13 protein-coding genes are annotated in these 13272 nt (G+C 67.5%); 3 read left to right on the top strand and 10 right to left on the bottom strand.

Annotated elements, in window-relative coordinates; all coding sequences use genetic code 11:
• The first annotated feature begins 4 nt into the window (after positions 1 to 4).
• Positions 5 to 742: an amino acid ABC transporter ATP-binding protein gene (locus ACH82I_RS16955; protein ID WP_413336777.1), complete on the top strand. Its 738-nt coding sequence runs from the start codon at positions 5 to 7 to the stop codon at positions 740 to 742.
• A 36-nt stretch (positions 743 to 778) separates the two neighbouring features.
• Here ACH82I_RS16955 and rsmD read toward each other — a convergent pair whose 3' ends face one another.
• Genes rsmD through thiL form a run of 4 tightly spaced genes read right to left on the bottom strand, consistent with a single transcriptional unit; the run spans position 779 to position 6232 of the window.
• Entirely contained in the window at positions 779 to 1384 is a 606-nt protein-coding gene (gene rsmD, locus ACH82I_RS16950; RefSeq protein ID WP_230745041.1) for a 16S rRNA (guanine(966)-N(2))-methyltransferase RsmD, read from the bottom strand.
• A gap of 6 nt (positions 1385 to 1390) precedes the next feature.
• Entirely contained in the window at positions 1391 to 3538 is a 2148-nt protein-coding gene (locus ACH82I_RS16945) for an ATP-dependent DNA helicase RecG (protein ID WP_413334307.1), read from the bottom strand.
• Positions 3535 to 5187: a DAK2 domain-containing protein gene (locus ACH82I_RS16940; RefSeq protein ID WP_413334305.1), complete on the bottom strand. Its 1653-nt coding sequence runs from the start codon at positions 5185 to 5187 to the stop codon at positions 3535 to 3537. Before ACH82I_RS16940 ends, ACH82I_RS16945 begins: the two co-directional genes overlap by 4 nt.
• Position 5188: 1 nt before the next feature.
• Positions 5189 to 6232 (bottom strand): thiamine-phosphate kinase, encoded by a 1044-nt coding sequence (gene thiL / locus ACH82I_RS16935; protein WP_413334303.1) that lies wholly within the window; start codon positions 6230 to 6232, stop codon positions 5189 to 5191.
• A 32-nt stretch (positions 6233 to 6264) separates the two neighbouring features.
• On the opposite strand from thiL, the gene ACH82I_RS16930 reads away from it, so the two are divergent.
• The gene (locus ACH82I_RS16930; RefSeq protein WP_413334301.1) at positions 6265 to 6774 is read left to right on the top strand and encodes a DUF3515 domain-containing protein; all 510 of its coding nucleotides are present in this window, start codon (positions 6265 to 6267) and stop codon (positions 6772 to 6774) included.
• 60 nt (positions 6775 to 6834) lie between these two features.
• Here the strand turns inward: ACH82I_RS16930 and ACH82I_RS16925 are convergent, their stop codons facing one another.
• On the bottom strand, positions 6835 to 7827 hold the full coding sequence (locus ACH82I_RS16925) for a helix-turn-helix transcriptional regulator (RefSeq protein WP_413334299.1): 993 nt from the start codon (positions 7825 to 7827) through the stop codon (positions 6835 to 6837).
• A gap of 103 nt (positions 7828 to 7930) precedes the next feature.
• On the opposite strand from ACH82I_RS16925, the gene ACH82I_RS16920 reads away from it, so the two are divergent.
• Positions 7931 to 8329, top strand: a complete 399-nt coding sequence (locus ACH82I_RS16920; RefSeq protein ID WP_413334298.1) for a VOC family protein — start codon at positions 7931 to 7933, stop codon at positions 8327 to 8329.
• Between the two features lie 85 nt (positions 8330 to 8414).
• On the opposite strand, the gene ACH82I_RS16915 is transcribed toward ACH82I_RS16920, so the two are convergent.
• Genes ACH82I_RS16915 through murA form a run of 5 tightly spaced genes read right to left on the bottom strand, consistent with a single transcriptional unit; the run spans position 8415 to position 13245 of the window.
• On the bottom strand, positions 8415 to 9530 hold the full coding sequence (locus tag ACH82I_RS16915) for a D-alanine--D-alanine ligase family protein (RefSeq protein WP_413334296.1): 1116 nt from the start codon (positions 9528 to 9530) through the stop codon (positions 8415 to 8417).
• Positions 9531 to 9587: 57 nt separating this feature from the next.
• Positions 9588 to 10121 carry a YbhB/YbcL family Raf kinase inhibitor-like protein gene (locus tag ACH82I_RS16910; protein WP_230745033.1) on the bottom strand — a complete coding sequence of 178 codons (534 nt, stop codon included), beginning with the start codon at positions 10119 to 10121 and terminating at the stop codon, positions 9588 to 9590.
• Positions 10122 to 10130: 9 nt separating this feature from the next.
• Entirely contained in the window at positions 10131 to 11144 is a 1014-nt protein-coding gene (locus ACH82I_RS16905; RefSeq protein ID WP_413334294.1) for an NAD(P)H-dependent glycerol-3-phosphate dehydrogenase, read from the bottom strand.
• Entirely contained in the window at positions 11141 to 11932 is a 792-nt protein-coding gene (locus ACH82I_RS16900) for a lysophospholipid acyltransferase family protein (RefSeq protein ID WP_413334292.1), read from the bottom strand. The genes ACH82I_RS16905 and ACH82I_RS16900 overlap by 4 nt, the downstream gene beginning before the upstream one ends.
• Entirely contained in the window at positions 11929 to 13245 is a 1317-nt protein-coding gene (murA, locus tag ACH82I_RS16895; protein ID WP_413334290.1) for a UDP-N-acetylglucosamine 1-carboxyvinyltransferase, read from the bottom strand. Before murA ends, ACH82I_RS16900 begins: the two co-directional genes overlap by 4 nt.
• Between the last annotated feature and the right edge of the window lie 27 nt (positions 13246 to 13272).

The raw sequence follows: 13272 nt of genomic DNA, 5'->3' as shown, positions 1-13272 counted from the left end.
AGACGTGGAGAAGAGCTTCGGGTCGACCACCGTGCTCAAGAACCTCAACTTCACGGTCGCTCCCGGCGAGCGTGTGACGCTCATCGGCCCCAGCGGTTCAGGAAAGACGACGATCCTGCGTCTGGTCATGACTCTCGAAGAGCTGACCGGCGGCTACATCTTCGTCGACGGCAAACCGCTGACCTTCGAAGAGCGCGACGGCAAGCGGGTCGAGCTGCCGAAGAAGCAGACGCGCGCCATGACCACCCGCATCGGCATGGTCTTCCAGCAATTCAACCTATTCCCCAATATGACGGTGCTCGATAACATCATCGAGGCCCCGATCCACGTGCTCGGCAAGTCCAAGGACGAGGCGGTCAAGGAGGCGAAGGCGCTGCTGGAGAAGGTGGGACTCGGCGAAAAAGCCGATGCGCACCCGACCCGGCTCTCCGGCGGTCAGCAGCAGCGTGTGGCGATCGCCCGGGCGTTGGCGATGAGTCCCGAGATCCTTCTCCTCGATGAGGTCACCTCAGCGCTCGACCCGGAGCTCGTCGGCGATGTGCTCGCGGTGCTGCGCGACATCGCGGAGACCACGGACATCACGATGCTGCTGGTCACCCACGAGATGCAGTTCGCTCGCGATGTCTCCCACCGGGTGATGATGTTCGACGGCGGTCAGGTGCTCGAGGAGGGCCCGCCGGACCAGATCTTCAACAACCCGAGCCACGAGCGCACCCGTTCGTTCCTCTCCAGCGTGCTCTGAGGCTGAGGCGCTCTCCGCGCCCGCGGTAGGAGCCGCTCAGGCACCGCCCGCACCGTCCTCGGCGTCCGGCTCGCCCTCGAGTTGGATGAAGTGGATGGCGGTCTCCCCGAAGCTCTTCGAGCGGAACACCTCGAGGCCGGCGGGCATCGTCGGCTCCGGCGAGCGCGCGGCGCGTTCGAGGACGACGATGGACTCCATGTCCAGGTGAGGCGCGAGTCGCCCAAGCACCTGCGACACCGCGTCCTCCCCCAGCGGGTAGGGCGGGTCCATGAACACGAGATCGAAGATCCGCGACTCGGGATCCTCGGGACCGGTGAGGTTGCCGAGGTACTGGAGCACGTCCCCGACGTGGACCGAGGCCGAATGGTCGATGCCGAGCTTGTCGATATTTGACTCGAGCGAACGGACCGAGGCCAGGGACGAATCGACGAAGTCGACCTGTGCGGCGCCCCGCGACATCGCCTCGAAGCCGAGTCCGCCGGAGCCGGCGAAGAGGTCGAGCACATTCGCCGCCGGCAGCACGCCGTAGCCGTCGAGCATCGAGAACAGTGATTCCTTCACCCGGTCGGACGTCGGTCTGGTGTTCGACCCTCCGGGCGAGGCCAGGCGCGAGCCTTTGTACGTTCCTGCAATGATCCTCATGACCCCTCAGCTCGCCTCGATGAAATGGCCGACGTCGTCGGGCAGCACCCGTTTGATGAAAGCGTAGAGCGCCGGCACGGACTCCAACTCCGGATCGACCTCGACGATCTGCTCGGCGACTTTCTTCGCCTCGGCGACGATCTCCGAATCCCGCAGGATCGACAGATGCCGCAGCGAGGAGCCGCCCCACTGGGAGGCACCGAGCACGTCGCCTTCGCCGCGGCTCTCGAGATCGTAGTCGGCGAGTTCGAAGCCGTCGAGTGTGCCGGCCACGGCCCGCAGCCGCTCGAAGGACTCATCGGCCTCGCCGGCCTCGGTGAGCAGGAAGCAGGTGCCGTGGCTGCCGTCACGACCCACGCGTCCGCGCAGCTGGTGGAGCTGCGCGACCCCGAAGTTCTCGGCCTCGATGACGACCATCATCGTCGCCCTGGGCACGTCGACGCCGACCTCGATGACCGTGGTCGAGACGAGGATGTCGATGTCGCCGGACACGAAATCGGCCATCACCCGGTCCTTCTCCTTCGTCGTCATCTTCCCGTACAGCAGCGCGAAGCGCCGTCCGGCCAGCTCGGCCGAACCCTCGAGCTTGTCGCGGATGTCCTCGATGCCCTGCCTGTGATCGATCACCTCACCGGATTCGGGATCCTCGATGTCGATGGGTTCGACGCGGGGGAAGACGACGAAGACCCCGCGTCCGGCGTCGACTGTCGAGTTCATCAGCTCGCGCACCCGCGAGAACCAGGCGGGGTGCTCCCCCACCGACACCGCATGGGTGGTGATGTCCTTGGGTCCGTTCGGCATCTCGGTCAGGGTCGAGACGTCGAGATCGGCGAAGACCGTCATGGCCACGGTCCGCGGGATCGGGGTCGCCGACATCACGAGGGTGTGCGGGGCGGTCAGCCCGCCCTTGGCGCGCATCGCCTCCCGCTGCTCGACGCCGAAGCGGTGCTGCTCGTCGACGACGAGGAGGCCGAGGTTCTCGAAGATCGTCGAATCCGAGAGCAGCGCATGCGTGCCGATGACGATGTCGATCTGACCGGTCGCCAGATCGAGGGAGAGCATCCGCCGCTCCTTGGCCGACATCGACCCGGTCATCAGCGCCACCCGCACCTGATCGTCATCGGAGAGCAGCGGTGAGAGCGCCATCTGCTCGCCGAGGAGCTTCTCGACCGAGTTGAAATGCTGAGTCGCGAGCACTTCGGTGGGGGCGAGCATCGCCGCCTGCACCCCCGAGTCGGCCGCGATGAGCATCGCCCGCAGCGCCACCAGGGTCTTGCCGGAGCCGACGTCGCCGTGGAGCAGTCGGTGCATCGGCCGGCTCTGCCCCAGGTCGGCCGCGATCTCCTCACCGGTCCTGACCTGGGAGGGTGTGAGCTGAAAGGGCAGGGACTCGTCGAAGCGTCGGCTCTTCGCCCCCACCTCGAGCAGCGGGTTGGCCTGGACCGTCGCATAGGCGGCCTTGCGGGTCGCGAAGTCGGTCTGCAGGGCCAGGGCCTCCTCCCACTTCCAGCGCAGTTTGGCCCGTTCGACGTCCTCGATGCGGCGGGGCTTGTGCATGTCCTCGAATGCCGTGCGCAGGTCCGGAATGTCGAACTTCTCGCGCATCCCCTTCGGCAGCGGATCCTCGAACTGTTCGGAGCCGGCCACCCGCATCAGCGTCTTGATCGCATTCCACAGCCGCGACTGCGCGATCTGCTTGACCTTCGGATAGATCGGGAACGGCGAGTTGAGGTCGTCAGGGGTCCATTCGTGATCGTCCTCTGTCCGGTTGAGCCAAACCGGTGAGCCCAGGGTCAACTGCCCCCGATAGGACTCGACTTTCCCGCTGAAGACGACGGTGAGTCCCGGCTTGAGGTGGGCGCCCAGCCAGTGTTGGTTGAAGAAGGCGATCGTCATCGACGTCTCACCGTCATGGACGACGACATCGGTGATCGTTCCCCTGCGCCGTTGCATCCGACGGGTGTCGACGGAGACGACCTCGGCCTGGATGATCGCGTTCTCACCCAGGGGCAGATCGCCGAGGTGGGTGTGCTCCCCGGGGACGAGGTACCGACGAGGGAAGAACCGGAACAGGTCGGCCACCGAGTGCACTCCCCGTGCGGCCAAGGCGTTGCGGTCGCGCTTGCTGAAGTTGTCCTCGAGGCGGGTGTTCATTCGACCCCCATAATCAGCAGGGTCCCCGGGTCCCTCGCATCGATGTCCTGGAAGCGCACCTGCGAGTGCGATTTGGTGATCCATGTCCGCAGATGCCTGAGCACCTCAGGGGCGCAGCCGGGCCCGTGGACGACGGTGAGCAGCTCTCCGCCGGCGCCGAGGAGTCGGTCGGCGAGCTTCTCGACCAAGGTCGTGAGCTCCGTGCTCTGCGTCTTCGCCTTGCCGTCGATGTAGATCCGGTAGAACTGCGTTCCCGGCCCGGCCAGTGCGTCCTCGGCCGACGCTCCCTCCTCGATGATCGGCAGCGCGCCGGTGGGCGGGTTGAGTGCGAGCTGTTCGGCGGAGACGATGGTGCCCACCCGGGTGCCGGCCGCGGCCTCGGTCATGTCCGCGAGGATCTCTCCCGCGGGGGCGAAGGGGTCGTAGACGGCGAGCGCCGAGAGCAGGGTCGCGACGTTGCGTGAGCGCACGATCTGTCTCCCGCGCAGCCCGGACAGGGCCCGCAGCGCCGAGGTGGAGCTGGGGACGACGATGACCGTGCGGTCCTCACCGGCGATGAGTTCCTCGACGATCGTGGCGATGTCCTCGCCCTTGGCCTCGGCGCCCTTTCGCACAGCCGCCGGTGCCGACGCCGAGCCTCCCAGTGCCGCCGGGGTGATCGCGGTGGCGCCGTTGAGCGCGCAGTGCATGAGTAGCCCGGTGCCCTGGACGAGGGCGATCAGCCGCGTCTCCCCCTCCTCCTCGTGGAGTCGGAGGTCTTCCATGTCCAGGCGGGCGATGCCGTAGTCGCCGAGGTGGTCGAGCACTTTCGTCGCCGTGGTTTCGTCGACGACGTGGACGTGGACCTTCGGTCCGTTGATGACGATCGAGGTCCCGCCGAGGCGGTCGAGCGCCTCGGCGAGGTCCCGGTCGGGGGTGCGGGCGAGGATCGCTACGATCTCGAGTTCCTCGGCCGTGGCCTCGTGGAGGACCTTCGGGGCGCGGGCCACCTCGGTGAGCATCGAGTCCTGCGGGGTCCGTCCGGTCACGGTCGCGTAGAGGAGGTCGAAGAGTTCGACGATGCCGGTCGACCCGGCGTCGACGACCTCGGCCTCGCGGAGCACGGGAAGCTGACCGGTCGTCTCCCGCAGGGCCTCCCGGGAGCGCAGCCGCACCGCGGAGATGAGGTCGATGAGATCGGCCCCGGACTCGGCCTTCTCCCTGGCCTCGGTGGCCATGGCGTCGAGCACGGTGAGCATGGTTCCGTCAACGGGCCGGGCTACGGCCTCCCGGGCCCGGGCGGAGGCGAGCTCAAGGGCTGCGGCCATGGCGTCGGGGGTGGCGACCGTGACCTGGTGCAGGGCGTCGGCGACTCCCTGCAGGGCCACGGCGAGGATGAGACCGGAGTTGCCGCGCGCTCCCCTGCCCGCCCCGGCGGCGAGGGCGGCGACGACCTGGGGCAGGGTGACGGGGCCGGTGAGCTCTTCGACGGCGAGGTAGGCGCTGCGCAGGGTGTGGTACATGTTCGTGCCGGTGTCCCCATCAGGAACGGGGAAGACATTGAGTTCGTCGATCTCGCCGCGCTCCTTGCGCAGACGGTCGACGGCCCGGCGGGCCCATCTGGCGGCCAGGCGGCCGTTGAGGCCGATGGCGTGATTGGCGGTGGTCATGTCACTTCCCGAAATGGCTGAAGCCGCTGGTCGGCACCGGGGTTCCGTCGAGGCTGACCCCGTCTCCGGCTCTCATCTCTCCGATTCTTCGCCAGCCTACTCCAGGCTCTGACCGCTCGGCGGACGACGCGGCGAAGCCGTGGTCCTCTCCTCCGCCGAGCACCCATGTCAGGGCGAGTTCGGTCGGTGCCGAAGGCTGCAGGATCCGTGCGGCCGGCAGCAGCGGGTCGATGAGTTCGTCGAGGGCCGCGCGGTCGATGTCCGCGGCGACCCCCGACGCCGAGGCGATGCGTCCGAGATCCGTGCTCAGTCCGTCCGAGATGTCGATCATCGCAGTGAAGGGCCGCTGCCTGTCCGCCGAGGCGGTCCCGTCTCTCCGCGTATCGCCCCCCGACGCCGTGGCCTCCCGCAGGGCCGCGTAGTCCGGGCGCGGGGCGAGTTGGGTCTCGATGAGTTCGGCAAGTTCCGGGGCGGCGGACTCCAGCCGGTGTCCGGCGAAGAGCAGGTCGAGGCCCGCCGCGGCACGGCCGATGGTGCCGGCCAGGTGGATCGCATCTCCGGCTCGAGCACCGGCGCGGGTGATCGCCGCACGTCCGGGTTCCAGAGTGCCCAGAGCGGTGATCGCGATGACGATGAGGCCCGCCGAGGACAGGTCGCCGCCGATGATCGGGATCTGAGTGTCGAGAGCTGCTCCCGCCCGTTCCGCCTCGGCGCGGATGCCGGAGTAGAGGACCTCGAGATCGGCGATGTCGGTGGAGTTCGGCACGGCCAGGGACACGAGGAGGCCGTGCGGCTTCGCCCCCATCACGCAGACGTCGGCGAGGTTCTGTGCGGCGGCCTTCCGGCCCAGCCGGTGCCAGTCGAGCCAGTCCCGGGTGAAGTCCTCGCCCTCGACGAGCATGTCCGCCGTCGACACGAGGTCGCCGGTGACCCGGGTGACCGCGGCATCGTCCCCGGGTCCGACGATCACCTGCGCGCCGCCGCCGTTGCCGGTCAGGATGCGGTCGAGAACGTGTGATTCGCCAAGTTCGGACAGTCGGGTCATTCCCCAAGGTTATCGGGAGATACGGTAGTTGTATGAGAACTCAGAGTCACCGCCCGTCGCGCCGCCTCACCCGCACTTCTGCGACGGCGGCAGTGGCCACGGTGTTGGTCGGGCTGAGCCTGGCCGGGTGTGCGCGCACGGTGATCGTCGATCCCGCGCAGGATGCCGCCGACCCGAAGTGCGCGGACATCATGCTCCGGCTGCCCGATCAGATCTCCGGAGAGCAGGAGCGCAAGACCTCCTCGCAGGGCACGAAGGCCTGGGGCGACCCGAACATCGCCGTGATGCGCTGCGGTGTCACTCCCCCGGGGCCCACGACCGATCAGTGCGTGAGCGTGAGCGGGGTCGACTGGATCTCGAAGGCCGCCGATGACGACGATGACACCTGGGTGTTCACGAGCTACGGCCGCACGCCCGCCGTCGAAGTCCTCGTCAACCGCAAGGCCGAGTCCGGCAATGATGTGCTCGCCGCCGTCTCCCCCTCGCTGAGCGCGATCAAGCCCGAGGCCGAATGCGTCGGCGCCGAGGACCTCGAGGGCTGACTTCCGACCGCGGGCTGCAGCGACGCGAAGTGGCGGCGACGCGAAGCTGCGCGGCCGGTCTCAGAGCTCATCATCGTGATTCGGCGGCGTATCCTCGGCGATCCCAGCCAGTCGCCGGGCGGCGGCCCGGACGAGGGAGCGAAGCTCCTCCGGCTCCTCGATGACGACCTCGCTGCCCAGGTCAAGGATCACCGCAGGCAGCCACTCAAGGCTCTTTGCCTTGATCGTCACCCGCTGCCATGCGGAATGGTGCCCGACCTCGGCAAGGGGCTCCACCGTCGCCACACTCTCAGGCAGGCGCGTGCGAATCAGCTCGCTGACCGCGTGGACACGGAGGACCACTCGCCACGGGTAGTCGGCAGTCGCGAAGCGGAGTCCCAGGTCGGCATCATCGCGAGAATCGTTGGGCGGATCGAAGGTCCCCGGCAGAAGTCGTGCTGAGCGGACGCTGTCGGCCCGGAAGACCCTCTCCTCGTTCTTGCCGGCATCGATCCCGCGGATGTACCACCGACCCGCATGCTGCGCGAGCTCTGCAGGATGGATGAGGCGGCGGGACGGCACGTCCTCGGCGTCGACGTAGCGGATCTCCAGGGGGTGCCGGGTCCTGATCGCCTCCGCCGCTGCGAGGATGGCTCGGGCGGCGGCACCGGCGGACGGCTCTCGGCCGGCCGGCGTCAAGGCGTGTTCGAGGGCGTCGACCCGGGCGGCAACGTGCTCCGGCAGCGCCCGGCGCAGCTTCGCCAGGGCGGTCCTGACCGTGGCGGTCTCGACTCCGGACTCCCCGGAGGACCGGACCAGTCCGAGCACCACGGCGGCGGCTTCCTCGTCGCTGAGCATCAGCGGATGTGTGCGGAATCCCGCTGCGAGCCGGTAGCCGCCGTAGCGCCCGCGCACGGATTCGACTGGGACGCCGAACTCCGTGAGCTGTGCGGCATAGCGTCGCACCGTGCGCTCATCGACATCGAGTCTCTCGGCGAGTTCGGCGACGCTGCGGACGTCAGCCGACTGGAGCAGTTCGAGAAGCCGCAGCACCCGCTGAGTCGATCCGGTCATGAAGCCATTCTCCATAGATACCGGACAGGTATCGACCGGTATTGCACGTAGCGTGGTTGACGCGTCAGAACCGGCGCACTTGCGCTCAACGAAGGAGACCACAATGGAATTCGCGGCAACCAGGATCATCACCGACGATGTCGACCGACTGGTCGGCTTCTACGAACGGCTCACCGGCCACGAGGCGGTGCGGGCACACACGCTGTTCGCCGAGGTCCGCACCTCGCGCGGCACGCTGGCCATCGCCAGTTCGCAGACGGTCCCGCTCCTCGGCGAGAATGCCGCAGAGGCGGGAGCCAACCGCTCCGTCATCCTCGACCTGCTCGTCGCTGATGTCGATGAGCTCTATCCCAGGCTGCAGGAGTGGATCGGCACGTTCGTCAACGAACCGACCGACATGCCGTGGGGCAATCGCTCACTGCTGCTGCGCGATCCCGACGGCAATCTCATCAACGTATTCACCCCGCAGAGCGCGGAAGCCGGCGAGCGGGCCGCGAGCTGAGATTCGCCGACCGCACAAGGTGGCGTCGAGAGCACGCATCACACGCTGATACAGCGACGCGAACGTGTGCGGTCGGCGAGGGATCTCAGCTCGTGCGGGCGTGGTCGACCAGGGCGATGCCGATGAGTTCGGAGATCAGCTCCGAGTAGTCGAGCCCGGAGTTCGCCCACATGAACGGGTACGCCGAGGTGGGGGTGAAGCCCGGAAGAGTGTTGAGTTCGTTGATGAGCACCTCGCCGGTGTCCGTGACGAAGGTGTCGACGCGGGCCAGCCCGGTGCAGTCGAAGAGACGGAAGACCTGGGCGGCGAGTTCCTGGATCCGGGCCGTGGTCGCCTCGTCCACGCGGGCCGGGCAGGTCACCTCGGCGTCGGCGAGGTCGAGGTATTTGGCGTTGAAGTCGTAGAAGGCATGATCCCCGGTCACAGCGATCTCTCCGGGATGCGAGGTCCGCAGCTGCGAGTCGTGGATCGAGCCGAGGACCGCGCATTCGACCTCACGGCCGACCACCTGGGGTTCGACGATGACCTTCGTGTCGTGGACGAAGGCCTCGAGCAGAGCCGCCTCCAGCCCTTCGGCCGAGGTCACCCGGCTGACCCCCATCGACGATCCCGCGCGGGCGGGTTTGACGAACACGGGCAGGCCGAGTCCGGCGACCCGGGACTCGGCCTCGGCCCGGTCTGCGGTCCACTTGGTCTCGGTGACGAGCTCCCACGGGCAGGTCGGGATCCCGGCATGGGCCATCAGCGACTTCGTATAGTGCTTGTCCATGCTCGCCGCCGAAGAGAACACCCCGGAGCCGACGAACGCGGTGTCGCTGAGCTCGAACAGACCCTGCAGAGTCCCATCCTCCCCGAACCGGCCATGGAGCAGCGGGAAGTAGACGTCGACGGAGCCGAGTTCGCTGAGGACTCCCTCGGCATCCCGGTGCAGCAGGGACGAACCCTGTGCGGAGATCGGCGGGATAACCTCGGTGCCGTCGTCGATCACCTCCGGCATGTTCGCCGGGTCGAAGCGCATGGCCTCCCAGTCCTCGACGATGCGCCACACACCGGTCTTCGTGATGCCGATCGGCAGCACGCGGTAAGCCTCGGAATCGATGGCCTTGATCACTCCGGCCGCGGTCACGCAACTGACGGAATGTTCGCTCGATCGTCCGCCGAAGAGGACGGCGACGAGGGGGCGGTGATCGGTGTCTGGCATAGGTTTCCTTGCTCGTTTCGGCGCCTGCGAGAGTCACACAGCCGGAAGAACTCTAGCTCACTTGAGTTCGAACGTGCACTCCAGCCACGCCCGTGCGATGCCTTTGAAGAACATGTTGAAACCGGCGAAGGCCGGCGAAGCCGATTCGTCGATGCCCAGCGGCTCGGACAGGGCGGTGACGATGAAGTAGTAGCGGTGGGGTCCGTGTCCGGCCGGTGGGGCGGCACCGACGAAGCGGGGTTCACCGGCATCGTTGCGCAGGGTCACGGCTCCGGCGGGAAGACCGTCGGACTCCGGGTTGCCGGCATCCGTGGGCAGAGAGGTCACCGAGGCATCCAGGTCGGTGACGACCCAGTGCCAGAAACCGGAACCGGTGGGCGCATCGGGATCGAAGCAGGTCACGGCGAAGGCCTTGGTCTCGTCCGGGAAGCCGGACCAGGACAGCTGCGGGGACTGATCCTGCCCGCCGTCGATGCCCATCGCGCCGGAGAGCTGCGGCCCGGACAGTTCCGTGCCGTTCTCGATATCCGTGCTGGTCAGCGTGAAGGTGGGAAGATCGGACAGGTTGTAGAACGGTGAATTGACGCTCATGGTGCCTCCTCAGGCGGGCGGTCCTTCGTGCTTACGTTTCCGAGACAACAGCAATCCGGAGAGTTCGTCAACCCGCAGCTTGCCCGCGAGCACCGCACATACCGCCTCGGTGATCGGCAGGTCGACCCCGTACCGGCGTCCGAGGGCGAGGACGGCCGGAGACGACTTCACCCCTTCCGCGGTCTGCGAGGTGTGGGCGATGGTCTCCTCGAGGCTCATCCCCTCGCCGAGGTGGCGACCGAAGGTCCGATTGCGCGAGAGCGGGGAGGCACAGGTGGCGACGAGATCGCCGAGTCCGGCGAGTCCGGAGAGCGTGTGCGCCTCGGCGCCCATGGCCGCGGCCAGACGTGAGGTCTCGGCAAGCCCGCGGGTGATGATCGAGGCCTTCGAGTTGTCCCCGAGCTTCTGCCCGTCGGCGATGCCGACCGCCAGGGCGATGACGTTCTTCACCGCTCCGCCCATCTCCACGCCGATGACGTCGGTGTTCGTATAGGGCCGGAAGTAGGAGTTCGCGCTGATCTCGGCGACCAACTCGGCGGTCTCGATGCTCTCCGCTGCGACCACGGTGGCGGTGGGCTGCTGGTCGGCGATCTCCCGGGCGAGGTTCGGACCGGAGACGACGGCGATCTGCGCGGGATCGACCTCGGCGACCTCGGCGATGACCTCGGACATGCGTTTGCCGGTCTCGACCTCAATGCCCTTCATCAGGCTGACCAGGCGGACCTCGGGGCTCAGATGAGCCTTCCACCGGCCGAGGTTCTCCCGCAGGGTCTGCGCGGGCACGGCGAGGACGATGACCTCGGCGTCGGTGACGGCGGCGATGTCATCGTCGGTGGCGACCAGCAGCTCCGGCAGGACCCGCTTACCGAGGTAGCGCTCATTGGTGTGTGTAGTGTTGATCTCCTCGGCGACCTCGGGCCGACGGGCCCACAGGGTGACGGGGAATCCGGCATCGGCGATGACCGCCGCATAGGTCGTACCCCATGAACCGGCTCCGAGGACCGCAATCCTGTCCACGCTCATTCGTCCGTCTCCTTCTCTGCGAATCGGGTCGGAAGCTCACGGCGGGAGAGGTCGGCGACCATGGCCGCAATCGTGTTCTTCAGCCGGCGGGACAGCTCCCCCATGGTCGACTTCTCATCCCGGTGGGCCCAGATGTCCGAATAGTCGACGGCGGGCCCGAACTCCACGATCGACTCGTGGCTGAAGGGCTTGAACCGCAGACGCTTCCTGCCCCCGCGCGGGTAGATCGTGTCCAGTCCCCAGTGGGCCAGCGGGATGATCGGGGCTCCGGTCTCCAGGGCCAGGCGGGCGGTGCCGGTCTTGAAGTGCTGAGGCCAGAAATCGGGGTCCTTCGTCAGCGTGCCTTCGGGGTAGATGACGACGGTCTGCCCGTTGGCCAGGGCGTCCTTCGCGTATTCGAGGGAATCACCCGCCGAGGCGGACGCCCGCAGCACGGGGATCTGGCCGATCGACTTGAGGATCGCGCCGAGGGCACCGGAGAACAGTGTCGACTTCGCGAGGAAGTGCGGCATCCGGCCGTTGCGTTTGAGTGCGAGGCCCACGAGGATCGGGTCGAGGTGATTCGCGTGATAGGCGGCGATGATGATGCCGGTGCCTTTCGGCGGGAGGTGCTCGAGCCCGCGCACGCTCATCCGGGTGGCGGTGCGCATCAGCCCGTAGGCCGTCGTCGCGGCGAGGGTGCCGGCCCGGTTCTGCTTGCGCACCGAGGCGGGATCGAAGGAGACGAGGACCTTCTCCTCCTCGGGAGGCATATCGGCCGCGGAGGGTTTCTCGGCCTTCGCGCTCATGCAGCCACCTCGGCGCCGAGGCCGATGAGCTTGTCAAGGAAGTTCTCGTATCCGCGGTTGATCAGTTCGATGCCGTGGACTTCGCTGGTCCCCTGCGCGGCCAGTGCCGCGATGAGGTGGCTGAAGCCGCCGCGCAGATCGGGCACGTCGATGCGGGTGCCCGTCAGCTCAGTGGGACCGGAGACCACGGCCGAGTGCTGGTAGTTCCGGCGGCCGAACCGGCAGGGGGTGCCGCCGAGGCATTCGCGGTAGAGCTGGATCTTCGCACCCATGTCTCGCAGCGCCTCGGTGAAGCCGAAGCGGTTCTCATACACGGTCTCGTGGATGATCGACAGACCCTCTGCCTGGGTCATCGCGACGACGAGCGGCTGCTGCCAGTCGGTCATGAAGCCCGGGTGGACGTCGGTCTCGAGGGCGAAGGAGGTGAGCCTGCCGCCGGGGTGGCGGAAGCGGATGCCGGACTCCTCGACCTCGAACTCCCCGCCGATCTTGCGGAAGATGTTGAGGAAGGTGATGAGTTCGGGCTGGGAGGCGCCAGCGACGAAGATGTCACCGCCGGTGGCCAGGGCCGCCGAGGCCCAGGAGGCGGTCTCATTGCGGTCGGGCAGGGCCCGGTGGATGAACCCGCGCAGGGATTCGACGCCTTCGATGCGCACCACTCTGTCGGTGTCGACGGTGATGATCGCGCCCATCTTCTGCAGCAGCGCGATGAGGTCCATGATCTCGGGCTCGATCGCGGCATTGCGCAGTTCGGTCACCCCTTCGGCGCGGACAGCGGTGAGCAGCACCTGCTCGGTGGCGCCGACCGAGGGGTAGGGCAGTTCGACCTTCGTGCCCTGCAGCCGGCTCTTGGCCTGGAGCATGATCCCGCCGGGGGTCTTGTCGACCTCGGCGCCGAATTTGCGGAGCACGTCGAGGTGGAAGTTGATCGGCCGGTCGCCGATGTGGCAGCCGCCGAGGTCGGGGATGAAGGCCTGTCCGAGGCTGTGCAGGAGAGGTCCGCAGAAGAGGATCGGGATCCGCGATGATCCGGCGTGGGCGTCGATGTCGACGATCGATCCCTGCGCGACATCGGCAGGATCGAGGTGGAGTTCGCCGTCGGGCAGATCGCCGTCGGGGGCGGGGTTGACACGCACGCCGTGGAGTTCGAGCAGTCCGGTGACGATCTCGACGTCGCGGATTTGGGGCACACCTCGGAGCACGGATGGGGTCTCTCCCAGCAGTGAGGCGACCATCGCCTTGGGGACCAGGTTCTTCGCTCCCCTGACATGGACGGTGCCATCGAGCGGATTTCCCCCGCGTACTTCGAGCATGTTCCTCCCTGCGTCGTGCTCTGCGTC

The sequence above is a fragment of the Brevibacterium sp. GP-SGM9 genome, from assembly GCF_047300845.1.
GTDB lineage: Bacteria > Actinomycetota > Actinomycetes > Actinomycetales > Brevibacteriaceae > Brevibacterium.
This window is presented reverse-complemented; position numbering and strand designations above follow the sequence as displayed.

What these genes read in the sequence shown, in the direction of transcription:
- rsmD (WP_230745041.1), bottom strand. Translation starts at nt 1,384, where the DNA reads ATGAGGATCATTGCAGGAACGTACAAAGGCTCGCGCCTGGCCTCGCCC.
- ACH82I_RS16945 (WP_413334307.1), bottom strand. Translation starts at nt 3,538, where the DNA reads ATGAACACCCGCCTCGAGGACAACTTCAGCAAGCGCGACCGCAACGCC.
- ACH82I_RS16940 (WP_413334305.1), bottom strand. Translation starts at nt 5,187, where the DNA reads ATGACCACCGCCAATCACGCCATCGGCCTCAACGGCCGCCTGGCCGCC.
- thiL (WP_413334303.1), bottom strand. Translation starts at nt 6,232, where the DNA reads ATGACCCGACTGTCCGAACTTGGCGAATCACACGTTCTCGACCGCATC.
- ACH82I_RS16930 (WP_413334301.1), top strand. Translation starts at nt 6,265, where the DNA reads ATGAGAACTCAGAGTCACCGCCCGTCGCGCCGCCTCACCCGCACTTCT.
- ACH82I_RS16925 (WP_413334299.1), bottom strand. Translation starts at nt 7,827, where the DNA reads ATGACCGGATCGACTCAGCGGGTGCTGCGGCTTCTCGAACTGCTCCAG.
- ACH82I_RS16920 (WP_413334298.1), top strand. Translation starts at nt 7,931, where the DNA reads ATGGAATTCGCGGCAACCAGGATCATCACCGACGATGTCGACCGACTG.
- ACH82I_RS16915 (WP_413334296.1), bottom strand. Translation starts at nt 9,530, where the DNA reads ATGCCAGACACCGATCACCGCCCCCTCGTCGCCGTCCTCTTCGGCGGA.
- ACH82I_RS16910 (WP_230745033.1), bottom strand. Translation starts at nt 10,121, where the DNA reads ATGAGCGTCAATTCACCGTTCTACAACCTGTCCGATCTTCCCACCTTC.
- ACH82I_RS16905 (WP_413334294.1), bottom strand. Translation starts at nt 11,144, where the DNA reads ATGAGCGTGGACAGGATTGCGGTCCTCGGAGCCGGTTCATGGGGTACG.
- ACH82I_RS16900 (WP_413334292.1), bottom strand. Translation starts at nt 11,932, where the DNA reads ATGAGCGCGAAGGCCGAGAAACCCTCCGCGGCCGATATGCCTCCCGAG.
- murA (WP_413334290.1), bottom strand. Translation starts at nt 13,245, where the DNA reads ATGCTCGAAGTACGCGGGGGAAATCCGCTCGATGGCACCGTCCATGTC.